Below are 16,921 nucleotides of genomic sequence, written 5' to 3' on the forward strand. Positions count from 1 at the left end.
CATCAAATCGCCATTTTCAGCGATTAGTTGGCTCCAAGAGTTTCTGCAAGTACTGGCCATAACCAGTCTTCTTCAGCGCATCGGCTTGGGCACCGAGTTGCTCGGCAGTGATCCAGCCGTTGTGGTATGCGATCTCTTCCAGGCAAGCCACCTTGAGGCCCTGACGCTGTTCGATGGTGTGTACGAAGTGACTGGCCTCAAGCAGCGAATCGTGCGTGCCTGTATCGAGCCAGGCAAATCCACGACCGAGCATTTCAACACTCAGCGTCTTTCTTTCAAGGTACGCACGGTTGACGTCAGTAATTTCCAACTCACCACGCTCGGATGGCTTGATGCCCTTCGCGATCTCGACGACATCGTTATCGTAGAAGTACAGCCCGGTCACGGCGTAGTTGGATTTAGGCTTGAGCGGTTTCTCTTCAATACTCAGAGCACGGCCCGTTTCGTCGAATTCGACAACACCGAAACGCTCTGGATCAGACACGTGATAACCGAAGACAGTAGCGCCTGTTTGCTGAGTGCTCGCAGAACGCAAATTGTCCGAGAAGTGCTGCCCGTAAAAGATATTGTCACCAAGAATCAGGCAGCAAGGATCTTTGCCAATGAACTCTTCACCGATGATGAATGCCTGGGCCAGACCGTCGGGACTAGGTTGTTCTGCATAGGTCAGCTTGATCCCGTAAACGCTTCCATCACCTAGCAATTTGCGAAAACAAGGCAAATCTTCCGGCGTGGAGATGATCAGGATTTCGCGCATCCCCGCCAGCATCAACACGGACAGCGGATAGAAGATCATCGGTTTGTCGTAGATCGGCAGCATCTGCTTGGAAACGCCAAGGGTCAGCGGGTGCAGGCGTGTACCCGAACCACCAGCGAGGATGATGCCTTTACGATTTGTCGTGGTCATTTGTTCAGAACTTCCCTAAGCATTCGGTTCACACCACTTTGCCAATCCGGCAAGTGTAGATAAAATTTGGCACGTAACTTCTGGGTATCAAGACGTGAGTTCAGGGGCCGTTGCGCAGGAGTCGGGTAAGCAGTCGTATCGATTGGATTGACGGCCGTTACTGCAAGTTTTTCCCCATTGGCCTGAGCGAATGCAATGACATGAGTCGCATACCCATGCCAAGACACTTCGCCGCTGGCCGCCAAGTGATAAACACCTGAAAGCTCCGGCTGCTGCAACGCCTGGCGAATGGCCAAAGCGCTTACATCCGCTATCAGATCAGCCCCTGTCGGAGCTCCGATCTGGTCCGCGATAACATTCAGCGTTTCCCGATCCTTTGCCAGCCGCAACATCGTCTTGGCGAAGTTGTTGCCGCGCGCTGCGTAGACCCAACTGGTCCGGAAGATCAGATGCTTGCAGCCCGACGCAATGATCGCCTGCTCGCCTGCCAGCTTACTCGCACCGTACTGATTCACCGGGCCGACAGCATCCGTCTCCAGCCATGGAACGGAACCAGTACCATTGAAGACATAATCGGTTGAATAATGAACCAGCCAGGCATTCAGAGCAGCTGCCTCTTCGGCCAAGACCTGCATCGCCTGGCCGTTCACAATGAAGGCCAGCTCAGTTTCTGATTCTGCCTTGTCGACTGCGGTGTACGCAGCGGCGTTGACGATGACATCGGGCTTGATCTGTCGGATCGTCGCACGCACGGCGGCCAGATCGGCGAGATCACCACACAGCCCATCGGCAGTCTGGCGATCCAGCGCAATCAACTGACCAAGCGGCTCGAGCGAGCGCTGCAGCTCCCAACCTACCTGACCGTTCTTACCCAGCAGAAGGATTTTCATGCCTTGTTCGAGCGATCCGCATAGTTCTGATCGATCCACTGCTGGTAGCTGCCGCTCTTCACGTGCTCAACCCACTCAGCGTTATTCAGATACCATTCGACAGTCTTGCGAATACCGGTCTCGAAAGTTTCTTCCGGCGTCCAACCCAGCTCACGCTGAATCTTGCTCGCATCGATTGCATAACGCACGTCATGACCTGGACGATCCTGAACATAAGTAACCAGGCTGGCATGAGGGCGGTGGGGCGAATCAGGACGCAACTCATCGAGCAACGCACACAGGGTTTGCACCACTTCGATGTTTTGTTTCTCGTTATGACCACCGATATTGTAAGTCTCACCGATGACGCCTTCGGTGACGACTTTGTACAACGCGCGCGCGTGATCTTCGACATACAACCAGTCACGAACCTGATTACCTTTGCCATACACCGGCAGAGGTTTGCCTTCCAGCGCATTGAGAATGATCAGCGGGATCAGCTTCTCAGGGAAATGGCACGGGCCGTAGTTGTTCGAACAGTTGGTTACCAGAGTCGGAAGACCATAGGTACGAGCCCAAGCGCGAACAAGGTGATCAGAGCTGGCCTTGCTGGCCGAGTATGGCGAGCTTGGCTGGTAAGGCGTGGTTTCGGTGAAGAGGTCTTCCGGACCTTCGAGGTCTCCGTAAACTTCGTCAGTCGAAATGTGGTGAAAGCGGAAATTGGCTTTACGCGCATCATCCAGCGCAGCCCAGTAGTGGCGGGCAGCTTCAAGCAGCGTGTACGTGCCGATGATATTGGTCTGGATGAACTCGGACGGACCGGAGATCGAGCGATCAACGTGGGATTCAGCGGCCAGATGCATGATCGCATCTGGCTGGTGCTCGCGCAGGACACGGTCGATCTGATCACGATCACAGATATCGACTCGTTCAAATGCGTAGCGCGAATTCTGGCTGACTTCTGCCAAGGACTCCAGATTGCCGGCGTAAGTCAGTTTATCGACGTTAACGACAGCATCGGACGTGTTGGAAATGATGTGACGGATGACTGCCGAGCCAATAAAGCCGGCGCCGCCGGTAACTAGAATTTTCACGCGAACGATACCCTTGAGCTGCGGACAGCGCTGCCGATGAGCGCTGTCTAATCCATGAATGCAGAAGCCACTCGCAGTTGGCATCTGTCAGAGTCAGTCTGAATCGACATGCAATAAGGCAAGATCGAACAAGGGACGCATTTTACAGCTTAATGATGGTTTTACTAATGGATAAAGACAGGCAGAGGCGCAATTTCGACAGACGCCCCGCCCCTTGCCGCTTCAGACCAGTCGCTTGCGCGCAGATCTGGACGAGCGTCCCAAAAACCAGCCCAGCACTGGACCAATCAACATGCCAATGAGCAACGCCAATACGACGACCAGCGAAACCGGCAACTGCGGCCCAGACAAACCTAGAAACAATAAAGACACCGATTGCTGATTCTCCAGCACAAACGCCAGAATCGCCAAGACCAGTAAAAGAATGAATACACCAAGAAATATGCGCTTAAGGTTACGCATGAGTAACCCCTTGAGAGATAGCGACTGTCAAACCCCCTCCTCCTCTTCTTCGTTCACGCGATCACGCAACTCCTTGCCCGGCTTGAAGTGCGGAACGAATTTACCGTCCAGACTGACCGATTGACCGGTCTTGGGATTACGACCAACGCGCGGTGCACGGTAGTGCAGAGAGAAACTGCCAAACCCACGGATCTCGATACGATCACCGGTAGCCAGACATTGGGACATTTGTTCAAGCATGGTCTTGATGGCCAACTCCACATCCTTGGATGAGAGCAGCCCTTGATGGGTGACAATTCGTTCGATCAACTCCGACTTCGTCATATTTTTCCCTTCTTTTTCAAGCAGCTAGATCAGCGCTTGAAAGGTTTTAGCACGCCCGGAAGATTTTGAACAGCCCAGGGATTGACATATCTTCCACCGCGTCGAAACGCCCGTTTTCAGGGCATCACAGCAACAAACAGGGCACAGCATGCTTAACGGCATATCACCAGCATGGTTCGCGTTACGTAACCCGCCGGGTTGAAGCCAAAAGGAAACTCATCTTCCTCCTTGGCATCATCTGATCTCGTGATCACTTTGTAGCCTGCGCCCTTGCACTCCTTCGCCGCGCGCTTCTGGCATTTCTCCCAGCCAGAGCCCAGCCCAGAGCAGTCGACCTCTATACCACTGACACCACGCACGGCATGGGTCTTGGCACTGGTCGTACAGCCAGCCAGAACCAGTACAGCCATGAGGACAATAAACTTTTTCATCCACTTCCTTATGCCAGGCAACTGCCCGACGACTACACACTTAAGACCAAGCTTAGTCGTGAATAGGCGATTGATCCGATTAAAGAAACAGACCGCCCGGAAGCCAGATTGGTTTCACCAAAACCATCATGCAAGCCGCGGACACTAAATCACAGGCACAAAAAAGGGCGACCGAAGTCGCCCTTTTTCATGATCAAGCAGAACTTAGTTCTGTTTGGCCATTGCCTGGCGCAGCAGTGCCGCCATGGTGGTGTCGCCAGCAGGAGCTTCTTCAGCCTTCAGGCTTTGGATAGCTTCTTTCTCTTCAGCATCGTCTTTCGACTTGATGGAGAGCTGGATCACGCGGCTCTTGCGGTCAACGCTGATGATCTTGGCTTCTACTTCCTGGCCTTCTTTCAGAACGTTGCGCGCGTCTTCAACGCGGTCACGGCTGATTTCGGAGGCTTTCAGAGTCGCTTCGATATCGTCGGCCAGAACGATGATGGCGCCTTTGGCGTCAACTTCTTTCACAGTGCCTTTAACGATGGCGCCTTTGTCATTCTCTTGAACGTACTCGGAGAACGGATCGCTTTCCAGTTGCTTGATACCCAGGGAGATACGCTCGCGCTCTGGGTCAACCGACAAGATAACGGTGTCCAGCTCGTCACCCTTCTTGAAACGACGTACGGCTTCTTCGCCCACTTCGTTCCAGGAGATGTCGGACAGGTGAACCAGACCGTCGATGCCGCCGTCCAGACCAATGAAGATACCGAAATCGGTGATCGACTTGATGGTGCCGGAGATTTTATCGCCCTTGTTGAACTGGCCAGAGAAATCTTCCCATGGGTTAGATTTGCACTGCTTGATGCCAAGGGAGATACGACGACGCTCTTCGTCGATGTCCAGAACCATAACTTCCACTTCGTCGCCGACTTGTACGACTTTCGAAGGGTGGATGTTCTTGTTGGTCCAGTCCATTTCCGAAACGTGTACCAGACCTTCAACGCCTTCTTCCAGCTCAGCGAAGCAGCCGTAGTCGGTCAGGTTGGTTACACGAGCGGTAACGCGAGTGCTTTCTGGGTAACGGGCTTTGATAGCAACCCATGGATCTTCGCCCAGTTGCTTCAGGCCCAGGGAAACACGGTTGCGTTCGCGATCGTATTTCAGAACCTTAACGTCGATTTCGTCACCAACGTTGACGATCTCGGAAGGATGCTTGATGCGCTTCCAGGCCATGTCGGTGATGTGCAGCAGGCCGTCCACGCCACCCAGATCGACGAATGCGCCGTAATCGGTGAGGTTTTTGACGATACCTTTGACTTGCTGGCCTTCCTGCAGGGATTCCAGCAGAGCTTCACGCTCGGCGGAGTTCTCGGCTTCCAGGACGCTGCGACGGGAAACGACAACGTTGTTGCGCTTCTGGTCCAGCTTGATGACCTTGAATTCCAGCTCTTTGCCTTCCAGGTGCGTGGTGTCGCGCACTGGACGGACGTCAACCAGGGAACCTGGCAGGAACGCACGGATGCCGTTAACGTCGACAGTGAAGCCGCCTTTAACCTTACCGTTGATAACGCCCTTGACCACTTCCTCAGCTGCGAAGGCTGCTTCCAGAACGATCCAGCACTCAGCGCGCTTGGCTTTTTCACGGGACAGCTTGGTTTCACCGAAACCGTCTTCAACCGAGTCCAGAGCAACGTGAACTTCGTCACCGACATTGATAGTCAGATCGCCAGCGTCGTTGTAGAACTGCTCAAGCGGGATGAGTGCTTCAGACTTCAGGCCAGCGTGAACGGTTACCCAGCGAGCCTGGTAATCGATATCAACGATAACACCGGTGATGATGGAGCCTGCCTGAAGGTTCAGGGTTTTTAGGCTTTCTTCAAAGAGTTCCGCAAAGCTTTCGCTCATTTTAATTCCTGTAAATGAGGGCGAAGGATACGCCCATCTCCACACCCCAGACGGTGTGGGTTAGTTTCATATAGAAGAAGCGCCACAGGACTATGACTGGTCCCCTGCAACCTTCTTGGTCACCCGGCGATATCGCGAATGGCGATCTCGCTCATGATGCGTTCAAGCACCTGATCGATGGACAACTCCGTGGAATCCAGCTGTATGGCGTCAGCCGCCGGCTTAAGCGGGGCTACCGCTCGCTGGGTGTCACGCTCGTCGCGTGCACGGATCTCATCTAGCAGACTCGACAGACTAACACCCTCGACTTTGCCCTTCAACTGCAAATATCGACGGCGCGCCCGCTCCTCGGCACTGGCGGTCAGGAAAATCTTCAATGGCGCATCGGGAAAAACCACCGTACCCATATCGCGGCCGTCGGCCACCAGGCCCGGCGCTTCCTGGAAAGCACGCTGACGCTGCAGCAGCGCCTCACGTACGGCGGGCAATGCAGCCACTTGCGAAGCGCCGGAGCCGACGCTTTCGGTGCGAATGACATCGCTGACTTCGTCACCTTCCAGGATGATCCGTTGCAGCTGACCTTCGGTCGCGGCAATGAACTGAACATCCAGATGAGCGGCGAGTTTCTTCAGCAGCTCTTCATTGGTCAGGTCGACACCATGATTGTGCGCAGCAAACGCCAGCAGGCGATAAAGCGCACCGGAATCCAGCAGATTCCAGCCCAGACGCTTGGCCAGAATCCCGGCGACCGTGCCCTTGCCCGAGCCGCTTGGCCCATCAATGGTGATGACCGGTGCAATGTTTTTCACGACTGAGCCTCTTGTGCCACACGAATACCGACCTGCCCGCACAGCGCGAGGAAGTTGGGGAACGACGTCGCGACGTTGGCGCAATCATGGATGCGGATCGGTGCAGTGGCGCGCAACGAGGCAACGCTGAACGCCATCGCAATACGGTGATCGCCGTGACCATGCACTTCGCCGCCGCCGATCTGGCCGCCATCGATGATAATGCCGTCTGGGGTTGGCTGGCATTTCACGCCCAGCGCCAACAGACCGTCCGCCATCACCTGGATACGATCCGATTCCTTGACCCGCAGCTCTTCAGCGCCAGTCAGCACGGTACGACCTTCGGCGCAGGCAGCCGCCACGAACAGCACCGGGAATTCGTCGATGGCCAGCGGAACCAGCTCTTCGGGAATCTCGATACCTTTGAGTTTAGCTGCCCGCACGCGCAGGTCAGCCACCGGCTCGCCGCCGACTTCACGCTGGTTTTCCAGGGTGATGTCAGCACCCATCAGGCGTAGGATGTCGATCACGCCGGTACGAGTCGGGTTGATGCCGACGTGCTCGAGCACCAGCTCGGAACCTTCGGCGATCGAGGCCGCTACAAGGAAGAACGCCGACGACGAGATATCGCCAGGCACTTCAATGTGAGTCGCGGTCAACTTACCGCCAGACTCAACCGAAGCCGTCGCACCTTCAACGCTGACCGGATAACCGAAACCACGCAGCATGCGCTCGGTGTGGTCGCGAGTCGGCGCTGGTTCGGTCACGGTGGTCTTGCCTTCAGCGTACAGACCGGCGAGCAACAGGCAGGACTTCACCTGAGCACTGGCCATCGGCATGGTGTAAGTCAGGCCTTTGAGCTTGTGGCCGCCACGAATGGTCATCGGCGGACGACCTTCAGCAGCAGTTTCAATCACCGCGCCCATTTCACGCAGTGGATTGGCTACGCGATTCATCGGGCGCTTCGAAAGCGACGCATCACCCGTCAAAACACTGTCGAAGTTCTGCGCGGCCAGCAAACCGGACAGCAGACGCATCGAGGTACCGGAGTTGCCCAGATAGATCGGGCCCGGCGCCGGTTTCAGACCGTGCAGGCCGACACCGTGAATGGTCACGCGGCCGTGATGCGGGCCTTCGATAACCACGCCCATGTCGCGGAATGCCTGCAAGGTCGCCAGGGCGTCTTCGCCCTCAAGGAAGCCTTCGACTTCGGTGACGCCTTCGGCAAGCGAGCCGAGCATGATCGAACGGTGGGAAATGGATTTGTCACCCGGTACGCGAATCCGACCGGACAGGCGGCCACCAGGTTGAGCCAGGAAGATCAGATCGTTGGAATTCATAGCGTCCACATAGGCCCTGCGGGCCAGGATTTTACTGAAATGCTCGCGGGCAACCCGGGCGCGCGTGAAAACGCCCAACAATTGGTGCCCATCCCCTGCATCGACCGCGTCGCGCAAGGCGTCGAGGTCGCTGCGAAATGTATCGAGTGTGCGCAGGACAGCCTCGCGGTTGGCGAGGAAGATGTCGTGCCACATCACCGGGTCGCTTCCGGCGATTCTTGTGAAATCGCGGAAACCGCCCGCAGCGTAACGGAAGATCTCAAGATTTTCATTGCGCTTGGCCAACGAATCGACCAGACCGAAGGCCAGCAGGTGCGGTAGATGACTGGTCGCGGCCAGCACCTCATCGTGACGCTCGACCTGCATGTGCTCGACGTCGGCGCCCAATTCGCGCCACAGACGATCGACCACAGCCAGCGCCGCCGGATCGGTTTGCTCGAGCGGCGTGAGAATCACTTTGTGACGACGGAACAGCTCGGCATTGGAGGCTTCCACCCCGCTCTGCTCGGAACCGGCAATCGGATGCCCCGGCACGAAACGCGCCGGCATACCACCGAACGCCTCGGTCGCCACGCGCACCACATTGCCTTTGGCGCTGCCGACATCGGTCAGAATCGCCTGCCCCAGATCCATGCTCGCCAGACGCGCGAGTACTTTTTCCATGGCCAGAATCGGCACCGCCAGCTGAATCACATCAGCGCCTTGGCATGCAGCTGCCAAGTCATCCTCACAACGATCAACCACACCCAACTCGACCGCCAGCTTGCGCGATTGCGGATCGAGATCGACCCCGACCACTTCGCGGCAGATACCGCTTTCACGCAAGCCTTTGGCAAACGAACCACCGATCAAACCCAGACCGACCACCACAAGGCGACCGATCATAGGTGCAGCAGATTGCAGTGCAGTGACATCACCCACGAGCCAGAACCTTGCGCAGCGCTTCAAGGAAGCGGCTGTTTTCCGCCGGCAGACCGATGGTCACCCGCAGATGGTTCGGCATGCCGTAGTTGGCCACCGGACGCACGATCACGCCTTCGCGCAGCAAGCCCTGAAACACCGGGGCTGCGACTTGAGCGAGATCGACGCAGATGAAGTTGCCTTTGGATTCGATCCAGTTCAGCCCCAACTCACGGAAACCGGCTTGCAGCTGCTGCATGCCCGACTCGTTAAGCTGGCGGCTTTGCGCCAGATATTCCTCATCCTTCAGCGCCGCACAGGCTGCCGCGAGAGCCAGACTGTTAACGTTGAACGGCTGGCGAACACGGTTCAGCACGTCAGCGACAACCGGAGTCGACAGACCGTAGCCGACGCGCAATGCCGCCAGACCATAGGCCTTGGAGAACGTGCGCGACACCAGCAGATTCGGGTAAGCGGCAAGGAAATCCAGACCGTCCGGCAGATCACTGCCTTCGGCGTATTCGATGTACGCCTCGTCCAGCACTACCAGCACGTGCTCCGGAACATCCTGGAGGAATTCGTCCAGCGCTTCTGCGCCGAACCAGGTCCCGGTCGGGTTGTTCGGGTTGGCGATAAACACCACGCGGGTGTTGGCATCGATAGCGGCGAGCATTGCCGGCAGGTCGTGCCCCCAATCCTTGGCCGGTACCACTTTGGCCTGAGCACCGACCGCTTGAGTAGCAATCGGATACACCGCGAACGCATGCTCACTGAACACAGCGTTCAGGCCCGGCGCCAGATAGGCACGCGCAACCAGCTCAAGAATGTCGTTGGAACCATTACCCAAGGTGACCTGGTTCAGCTCGACACGGCATTGCTCGGCCAGCAGGGATTTCAGCGCGAAACCGTTGCCATCCGGATAACGGGTCAGCTCGGCCAGCTCTTCGCGGATGGCCGCCAAGGCTTTCGGACTGGCACCCAGCGGGTTTTCGTTGCTCGCCAGTTTGACGATTTTCGCCGGATCCAGATCCAGCTCGCGCGCCAGTTCGTCCACAGGCTTGCCCGGAACGTACGGCGAAAGTTGTTGCACGCCCGGCTGTGCCAGAGCGAGGAAGTTGCCACTCATTTGCTACCGCCCCTTAGAGAACTGCTTTCGGGTAGGAACCCAGCACTTTGAGTGCTACCGCTTCCTGACTGATCTTTTCCAATACACCTTTGATCAACGGATCACGGTGATGGCCGACGAAGTCGATGAAGAACACGTAAGTCCATTTGCCACTGCGTGACGGACGCGTTTCGATACGGGTCAGGTCGATCCCGTTGTCGTGGAACGGCACCAGCAGCTCGTGGAGCGCGCCGGGCTTGTTGCTCATCGACACGATGATCGAAGTCTTGTCGTCGCCGGTCGGCGGCACTTCCTGGTTACCGATCATCAGGAAGCGCGTCGAGTTGTCCGGACGGTCTTCGATCTTCTCGGCCAGACGGGTCAGGCCATACAGCCCTGCCGCCATGTCACCGGCAATCGCCGCCGAATTCCACTCACCTTTGACCCGCTTGGCGGCTTCAGCGTTGCTCGACACCGCGACGCGCTCGACATTCGGGTAATGCGCATCCAGCCACTTGCGGCACTGGGCCAGCGACTGCGCGTGGGAATAGATGCGGCTGATGCTATCGGTCTTGGTACTTTCACCGACCAACAGGTGATGGTGAATACGCAGCTCGACTTCGCCACAGATGACCATGTCGTGCTCAAGGAAGCTGTCCAGCGTGTGGTTGACCGCGCCTTCGGTGGAGTTTTCCACCGGAACCACGCCAAAATTCACCGCACCGGCTGCCACTTCACGGAACACTTCGTCGATCGCCGCCATCGGCTTGCTGATCACCGCGTGACCGAAATGCTTCATGGCCGCCGCTTGGGTGAAGGTGCCTTCAGGGCCGAGGTAAGCCACTTTCAGCGGCTGCTCCAGCGCCAGGCACGACGACATGATTTCGCGGAACAACCGCGCCATCTCTTCGTTGCCCAGCGGCCCCTGATTGCGCTCCATGACACGCTTGAGCACCTGAGCTTCACGCTCAGGACGATAGAACACTGGCACTTCGCCTTCGGCCAGCGAGGCCATCTTTACTCGCGCGACTTCCTGGGCGCAACGCGCACGCTCACTGATCAGCTCCATGACCTTGGTGTCCAGAGCGTCAATGCGAACGCGCAGTGCCTTGAGTTCTTGCTCGGACATCAGCCGTGTTCCTTCTCGAATTCAGCCATGTACGCCACCAGCGCGTTGACCGCGGTGATGTCGACGGCGTTATAGATGGAGGCGCGCATACCGCCCACGGAGCGGTGGCCCTTGAGATTGAGCAGGCCGCGCTCTTCGGCACCGACGAGGAACGGCTTGTCGAGACGATCATCGGCCAGACGGAACGGCACGTTCATCCACGAGCGGTCCGACTTGTTGATCGGGTTGCTGTAGAGGCCGCTGGCGTCGATGAAGTCATACAGCGTGCGCTGCTTGACGTCATTGAGTTTAGCGATGGCTTCAACGCCACCCTGCTCTTTCAGCCACTGGAACACCAGACCGGACAGGTACCAGGCCAGAGTCGGTGGGGTGTTGTACATCGAGCCGTTATCCGCCGCGACTTTGTAGTCGAGCATGGTCGGGCACAGCGCACGCGCCTTGCCGAGCAGGTCTTCGCGGATGATGTTGACGACGATACCGCTCGGGCCGATGTTTTTCTGCGCGCCGGCGTAGATCATGCCGAAACGCGAGATATCGACCGGACGCGAGAGGATGTCCGAAGACATGTCAGCCACCAGCGGAACGTCGCCGACTTCCGGGATCCACTGGAACTCCAGACCGCCGATGGTTTCGTTCGGCGCGTAGTGAACGTAAGCGGCGTCTTTCGACAGCTTCCACTCGTTCTGGCCCGGGATAGCGAAATAGTCGTAAGGCTTGGCGGTAGCAGCAACGTTGACATGACCGTAGCGCGAGGCTTCTTCGATGGCTTTCTGCGACCAGATACCGGTGTCGATATAGTCGGCCGAGCCGTTTTCCGGCAACAGGTTCAGCGGGATCTGCGCGAACTGCTGGCTGGCGCCACCTTGCAGAAACAGCACTTTATAGTTCGACGGGATATTCAGCAGGTCACGCAGATCCTGCTCGGCCTGGGTGGCGATGGACACGAACTCATCGCTGCGATGGCTCATTTCCATGACCGACAGACCCTTGCCGTGCCAATCAAGGAGTTCACCCTGGGCGCGCTGCAGGACAGCTTCGGGAAGCGCCGCAGGACCGGCGCAGAAGTTATAGGCTCGCTTGCTCACATCCAATCTCGCTCTGATTTGGTGGTATCACATATCAGTCGGCGCCAATCGTGTGTGGGAGCGAGCTTGCTCGCGAAGGCGGACTGACATTCAACAATAATGTCGCCTGATACTCCGCTTTCGCGAGCAAGCTCGCTCCCACAAGGATCTCCATGGGCGTCGAAATTTCATACCGGACAAATAACAAGGGGGCGAATTCTCATCCGCCCCCTTGTTTGTCCGCTTATTCTTGCGGTTCTTCGTCTGCTGCGGCGTCGAGTTGCTGGTCTTCACCGGCATCGTCGTTTACGACAGTGCCTTCGAATTCCTCGCCCTCTTCACCCTCGAGCTCTTCACCTTCGACTTCCGAAGGTTCCTGAACCCGCTCCAGTCCGACCAGGGTTTCATCCTTGGCCAGCTTGATCAGCGTCACGCCCTGAGTGTTACGGCCCAGGCTCGACACTTCGTCGACACGGGTACGCACCAGAGTGCCCTGATCGGAGATCAGCATGATTTCTTCGCCATCCTGCACCTGAACCGCGCCGACCAGACGGCCATTACGCTCGTTGCTGACCATGGCGATTACGCCCTGACCGCCACGCTTGTATTCAGGGAACTCGGTGATCGCCGTGCGCTTGCCGTAGCCGCGCTCGGAAGCCGTCAGGATTTCGCTGCCTTCTTCCGGAATCAGCATGGAGATCAACTTCTGCCCTTCCGGCAGACGCATACCACGCACACCGCGGGCGGTACGGCCCATGGCGCGAACTTCGGATTCCTTGAAGCGAGTCACTTTGCCGCCGTCGGAGAACAGCATGATTTCCTGCTCGCCATCGGTGATGGCGGCGGAGATCAGGATGTCGCCTTCGTCCAGCTCCAGCGCGATCAGACCGACGCTGCGCTGACGGCTGAAGGCCACCAACGGGGTCTTCTTGACGGTACCGTTGGCGGTCGACATGAAGATAAACGGTGCTTTCTTGCGGTCGGCAGCCTTGATGCGAGCGCGACGCTCTTCATCAGTCTCGTTGCTGTTTTCGATCTCTTCTACATCAGCTTCAGCGCCTTCGGCTTCTTCTTCATCAGCCTGACGCTTCATGGCTTCGAGATCGACCGGCAGCATGGTGGTGATGTACTCGCCTTCGCTCAATGGCAGAAGGTTGACCAGCGGACGACCACGGGCAGCGCGGGAGGCTTCCGGAATCTCGTAGGTCTTGAGCCAGTACACCTTGCCCTTGCTGGAGAACAGCAGCAGCGTGGTGTGGCTGTTGGCAACCAGCAGGTGAGCGATGTAGTCCTCATCCTTGACGCCGGTCGCTGATTTGCCTTTACCGCCACGACGCTGAGCCTGGTACGCAGCCAGCGGCTGGGTCTTGGCGTAGCCACCGTGGGAGATGGTCACGACGCGTTCTTCTTCCGGGATCATGTCACCCAGGGTCAGGTCGAGACGGGCATCGAGAATTTCGGTGCGACGCACGTCGCCGTATTCGGCACGAATCACTTCCAGCTCTTCGCGGATCACTTCCATCAGGCGCACAGCGCTGTTGAGGATGCGGATCAGCTCGCCGATCTGATTGAGGATCTCTTGATACTCAGCCAGCAGTTTTTCGTGTTCCAGACCGGTCAGACGGTGCAGACGCAGTTCCAGAATGGCTTGCGCCTGTTCTGGCGACAGGAAGTACTTGCCTTCGCGCAGACCGTATTGCGGGTCGAGGTTTTCCGGACGGCACGAATCGGCACCGGCACGCTCAACCATCGCCACCACTGCCGAGGATTCCCACGGCGTGCTGATCAGCGCTTCTTTGGCTTCCGAAGGGGTCGGCGAGGCTTTGATCAGGGCGATGACCGGGTCAATGTTCGACAGGGCAACGGCCTGGCCTTCGAGGATGTGACCACGCTCGCGCGCCTTGCGCAGTTCGAACACGGTGCGACGGGTAACGACTTCGCGACGGTGACGGACGAAGGCTTCCAGCAGATCCTTGAGGTTGAGGATGCGTGGGCGGCCGTCGATCAGCGCAACGATGTTGATGCCGAATACCGATTGCAGCTGGGTCTGGGCGTAGAGGTTGTTGAGGATCACCTCAGGCACTTCGCCGCGACGCAGTTCGATCACGACGCGCATACCGTCCTTGTCGGACTCGTCGCGCAGTTCGGTGATGCCTTCCAGCTTCTTCTCTTTGACCAGCTCGGCGATCTTCTCGATCAGACGCGCCTTGTTCAGCTGGTAAGGGAGTTCGGTGATGACGATCTGCTGACGACCACCGACCTTGTCGATGTCTTCAATGATCGAGCGGGCACGCATGTAAATACGCCCGCGGCCGGTGCGGTAGGCTTCGATGATGCCGGCGCGACCATTGATGATCGCGGCGGTCGGGAAGTCCGGACCGGGGATGTATTGCATCAGTTCATCGACGGTCAGCTCAGGGTTGTCGATGAGCGCCAGGCAGCCGTCGATGACTTCACCGAGGTTGTGCGGCGGAATGTTGGTCGCCATGCCCACGGCGATACCGCTGGAGCCGTTGACCAGCAGGTTGGGGATCCGGGTCGGCATGACCGCCGGGATCATTTCGGTGCCGTCGTAGTTCGGCACCCAGTCCACGGTTTCTTTGTGCAGGTCAGCCAGCAATTCGTGCGCCAGTTTGGTCATGCGCACTTCGGTGTATCGCATGGCCGCAGCGTTGTCGCCGTCGACCGAACCGAAGTTGCCCTGACCGTCTACCAGCAGGTAACGCAGGGAGAAAGGCTGAGCCATACGAACGATGGTGTCGTACACGGCAGTGTCACCGTGCGGGTGATACTTACCGATCACGTCGCCGACAACACGGGCAGATTTCTTGTACGGCTTGTTGAAGTCGTTGCCCAGCTCGCTCATCGCAAACAGTACGCGACGGTGCACGGGCTTGAGGCCATCGCGCGCATCCGGAAGTGCACGGCCGACGATCACGCTCATCGCGTAGTCGAGGTAGGACTGTTTCAGCTCGTCTTCGATATTGACCGGGAGGATTTCTTTGGCCAGTTCGCCCATGAGAAGCCTGATTCCTTTTTCTGGTGAAACTTCGTCATATCCATGTGGGAGCAACGAAGCTCGTCGGGGCCGGCCGAGTGCCATGCGCCGACTTACGACAAATCAACATTGGATCGCGGATTTGCGCAGTAAAGACAGCTCCGTGGAGCTGCCTCGGAAAACGCCGGATGTTATCACAAAGGCCGCCACGCACCTATCCCCCTGATGCGCATGGAGCATAGTTAGTTGACCGGTGACAGGCTTAACGGGGACGAGAGAGGCTCAGAGCTTCTTTGAATGCAGATTTTAGGTTCGGTTTAGCGATGTTTATTGACTTTTAGGGGGACGCACACCTGTAGGAGCTGCCGAAGGCTGCGATCTTTTGATCCTGACCTCTAAAAAGCAAGATCAAGAGATCGCAGCCTTCGGCAGCTCCTACATTGAGTGTCACCGCATCAATGCAGGCGCTTGCGGCACATCAACTGGGCCATTTTCGCGGTATCCGGACGCTCGACGATGCCTTTTTCGGTGACGATCGCGTCGATGAGATCCGCCGGCGTCACGTCAAACACCGGATTGAACGCTTCAACGTCCGCGCCGACACGCTTGCCGCCTACTTCCAGCAACTCGGCACCATCACGTTCTTCGATCGGGATGTCATCACCGCTGGCCAGATTCATGTCGATGGTCGAACTCGGCGCCACGACCATGAAGCGCACACCATGGTGCATGGCGTTGACCGCCAGTTGATAGGTGCCGATCTTGTTCGCCACATCACCGTTGGCCGTGATGCGGTCAGCGCCGACGATCACCCAGGTCACGCCTTTGGTTTTCATGATGTGCGCAGCGGCGGAGTCGGCATTCAGAGTTACCGGAATGCCTTCGTTGGCCAGTTCCCACGCAGTCAGGCGCGAGCCCTGCAGCCATGGACGGGTTTCGTCGGCATAAACACGCTCGACCATGCCTTCAATAAAGGCTGCACGAATCACTCCCAACGCCGTACCGAAACCACCGGTAGCCAGCGCGCCGGTATTGCAGTGGGTCAGAATCGCCTGGGCATTGCCCTGATGTTTGCGGATCAGATCAACGCCCAACTGCGCCATGGTCAGGTTGGCTTCACGGTCGCTTTCATGAATGGCGATGGCTTCGGCTTCCAGCGCCGCCAGCGGATCGGCGTTTTCTTTCAAGCGATCGAGGCGATCGTGCATGCGACCCAGCGCCCAGAACAGATTGACCGCTGTCGGACGAGAATCCGCCAGCAAGGCAAAATCCTCCTCCAGCGCCGCGTACCAGTCGCCACCTTCGGCGATCCGCGCACGCGCCGCGAGGACAATGCCATACGCCGCACTGATGCCGATAGCCGGCGCGCCACGCACCACCATCGAGCGAATTGCCTCGGCCACGCCGGCGGCGCTGGTGTAGGCAATCCAGGTTTCCTCGAATGGCAAAATACGCTGATCCAGCAGGTGCAGCGCGCCGTCTCGCCAATCGATGGCCTTCACTTTCTCCGCAGCCAACAGTCGATCGCGCATCCCACACCCCGCACTCATGAACAAAAGCCGCCGATTATAGCGATCCCCCTGCGAAGACGCTCGGGTATACTTCGCCATCCTTTACAAAAGC

At 57.7% G+C, this 16,921-nt stretch carries 14 protein-coding genes; all 14 read right to left on the minus strand.

Annotation, left to right across the window (positions count from 1 at the left end):
• Positions 1 to 16: 16 nt before the first annotated feature.
• A complete protein-coding gene (gene rfbA / locus ACW9IR_RS01210) occupies positions 17 to 907 on the minus strand; it encodes a glucose-1-phosphate thymidylyltransferase RfbA (protein WP_027612427.1) in 891 nt (296 codons plus the stop codon).
• Positions 904 to 1,797, minus strand: a complete 894-nt coding sequence (gene rfbD, locus ACW9IR_RS01215) for a dTDP-4-dehydrorhamnose reductase (RefSeq protein WP_457461279.1) — start codon at positions 1,795 to 1,797, stop codon at positions 904 to 906. Before rfbD ends, rfbA begins: the two co-directional genes overlap by 4 nt.
• Positions 1,794 to 2,870 (minus strand): dTDP-glucose 4,6-dehydratase, encoded by a 1,077-nt coding sequence (gene rfbB / locus ACW9IR_RS01220; RefSeq protein ID WP_457461281.1) that lies wholly within the window; start codon positions 2,868 to 2,870, stop codon positions 1,794 to 1,796. The genes rfbD and rfbB overlap by 4 nt, the downstream gene beginning before the upstream one ends.
• A 222-nt stretch (positions 2,871 to 3,092) precedes the next feature.
• Positions 3,093 to 3,332, minus strand: coding sequence for a lipopolysaccharide assembly protein LapA domain-containing protein (locus tag ACW9IR_RS01225; RefSeq protein WP_110720384.1), 240 nt, complete (start codon positions 3,330 to 3,332; stop codon positions 3,093 to 3,095).
• Positions 3,333 to 3,359: 27 nt separating this feature from the next.
• The gene (gene ihfB / locus ACW9IR_RS01230; RefSeq protein WP_003189779.1) at positions 3,360 to 3,656 is read right to left on the minus strand and encodes an integration host factor subunit beta; all 297 of its coding nucleotides are present in this window, start codon (positions 3,654 to 3,656) and stop codon (positions 3,360 to 3,362) included.
• 152 nt (positions 3,657 to 3,808) lie between these two features.
• Positions 3,809 to 4,087, minus strand: a complete 279-nt coding sequence (locus tag ACW9IR_RS01235; protein ID WP_102899978.1) for a hypothetical protein — start codon at positions 4,085 to 4,087, stop codon at positions 3,809 to 3,811.
• Between the two features lie 204 nt (positions 4,088 to 4,291).
• Positions 4,292 to 5,974 carry a 30S ribosomal protein S1 gene (rpsA, locus tag ACW9IR_RS01240; RefSeq protein ID WP_007908431.1) on the minus strand — a complete coding sequence of 561 codons (1,683 nt, stop codon included), beginning with the start codon at positions 5,972 to 5,974 and terminating at the stop codon, positions 4,292 to 4,294.
• A 119-nt stretch (positions 5,975 to 6,093) separates the two neighbouring features.
• The gene (gene cmk / locus ACW9IR_RS01245; RefSeq protein WP_064391442.1) at positions 6,094 to 6,783 is read right to left on the minus strand and encodes a (d)CMP kinase; all 690 of its coding nucleotides are present in this window, start codon (positions 6,781 to 6,783) and stop codon (positions 6,094 to 6,096) included.
• Positions 6,780 to 8,987 carry a bifunctional prephenate dehydrogenase/3-phosphoshikimate 1-carboxyvinyltransferase gene (locus ACW9IR_RS01250; RefSeq protein ID WP_258380136.1) on the minus strand — a complete coding sequence of 736 codons (2,208 nt, stop codon included), beginning with the start codon at positions 8,985 to 8,987 and terminating at the stop codon, positions 6,780 to 6,782. Before ACW9IR_RS01250 ends, cmk begins: the two co-directional genes overlap by 4 nt.
• A 28-nt stretch (positions 8,988 to 9,015) precedes the next feature.
• Positions 9,016 to 10,128: a histidinol-phosphate transaminase gene (gene hisC, locus ACW9IR_RS01255; protein WP_110720381.1), complete on the minus strand. Its 1,113-nt coding sequence runs from the start codon at positions 10,126 to 10,128 to the stop codon at positions 9,016 to 9,018.
• Between the two features lie 13 nt (positions 10,129 to 10,141).
• Entirely contained in the window at positions 10,142 to 11,236 is a 1,095-nt protein-coding gene (gene pheA, locus ACW9IR_RS01260) for a prephenate dehydratase (RefSeq protein ID WP_102899981.1), read from the minus strand.
• Positions 11,236 to 12,321: a 3-phosphoserine/phosphohydroxythreonine transaminase gene (serC, locus tag ACW9IR_RS01265; protein ID WP_457461285.1), complete on the minus strand. Its 1,086-nt coding sequence runs from the start codon at positions 12,319 to 12,321 to the stop codon at positions 11,236 to 11,238. Before serC ends, pheA begins: the two co-directional genes overlap by 1 nt.
• Positions 12,322 to 12,544: 223 nt before the next feature.
• Positions 12,545 to 15,319, minus strand: a complete 2,775-nt coding sequence (gyrA, locus tag ACW9IR_RS01270; RefSeq protein ID WP_034155294.1) for a DNA gyrase subunit A — start codon at positions 15,317 to 15,319, stop codon at positions 12,545 to 12,547.
• Between the two features lie 434 nt (positions 15,320 to 15,753).
• The gene (gene mtnA / locus ACW9IR_RS01275) at positions 15,754 to 16,830 is read right to left on the minus strand and encodes an S-methyl-5-thioribose-1-phosphate isomerase (protein WP_053122467.1); all 1,077 of its coding nucleotides are present in this window, start codon (positions 16,828 to 16,830) and stop codon (positions 15,754 to 15,756) included.
• Between the last annotated feature and the right edge of the window lie 91 nt (positions 16,831 to 16,921).

It is taken from the genome of Pseudomonas sp. SDT291_1_S447, assembly GCF_054070155.1.

Bases quoted from the DNA above. Each gene is read 5' to 3' on its own strand.
- mtnA (WP_053122467.1), bottom strand. From the start codon at position 16,830: ATGCGCGATCGACTGTTGGCTGCGGAGAAAGTGAAGGCCATCGATTGG.
- rfbD (WP_457461279.1), bottom strand. From the start codon at position 1,797: ATGAAAATCCTTCTGCTGGGTAAGAACGGTCAGGTAGGTTGGGAGCTG.
- rfbA (WP_027612427.1), bottom strand. From the start codon at position 907: ATGACCACGACAAATCGTAAAGGCATCATCCTCGCTGGTGGTTCGGGT.
- hisC (WP_110720381.1), bottom strand. From the start codon at position 10,128: ATGAGTGGCAACTTCCTCGCTCTGGCACAGCCGGGCGTGCAACAACTT.
- pheA (WP_102899981.1), bottom strand. From the start codon at position 11,236: ATGTCCGAGCAAGAACTCAAGGCACTGCGCGTTCGCATTGACGCTCTG.
- ACW9IR_RS01235 (WP_102899978.1), bottom strand. From the start codon at position 4,087: ATGAAAAAGTTTATTGTCCTCATGGCTGTACTGGTTCTGGCTGGCTGT.
- ACW9IR_RS01225 (WP_110720384.1), bottom strand. From the start codon at position 3,332: ATGCGTAACCTTAAGCGCATATTTCTTGGTGTATTCATTCTTTTACTG.
- ACW9IR_RS01250 (WP_258380136.1), bottom strand. From the start codon at position 8,987: ATGATCGGTCGCCTTGTGGTGGTCGGTCTGGGTTTGATCGGTGGTTCG.
- gyrA (WP_034155294.1), bottom strand. From the start codon at position 15,319: ATGGGCGAACTGGCCAAAGAAATCCTCCCGGTCAATATCGAAGACGAG.
- rpsA (WP_007908431.1), bottom strand. From the start codon at position 5,974: ATGAGCGAAAGCTTTGCGGAACTCTTTGAAGAAAGCCTAAAAACCCTG.
- ihfB (WP_003189779.1), bottom strand. From the start codon at position 3,656: ATGACGAAGTCGGAGTTGATCGAACGAATTGTCACCCATCAAGGGCTG.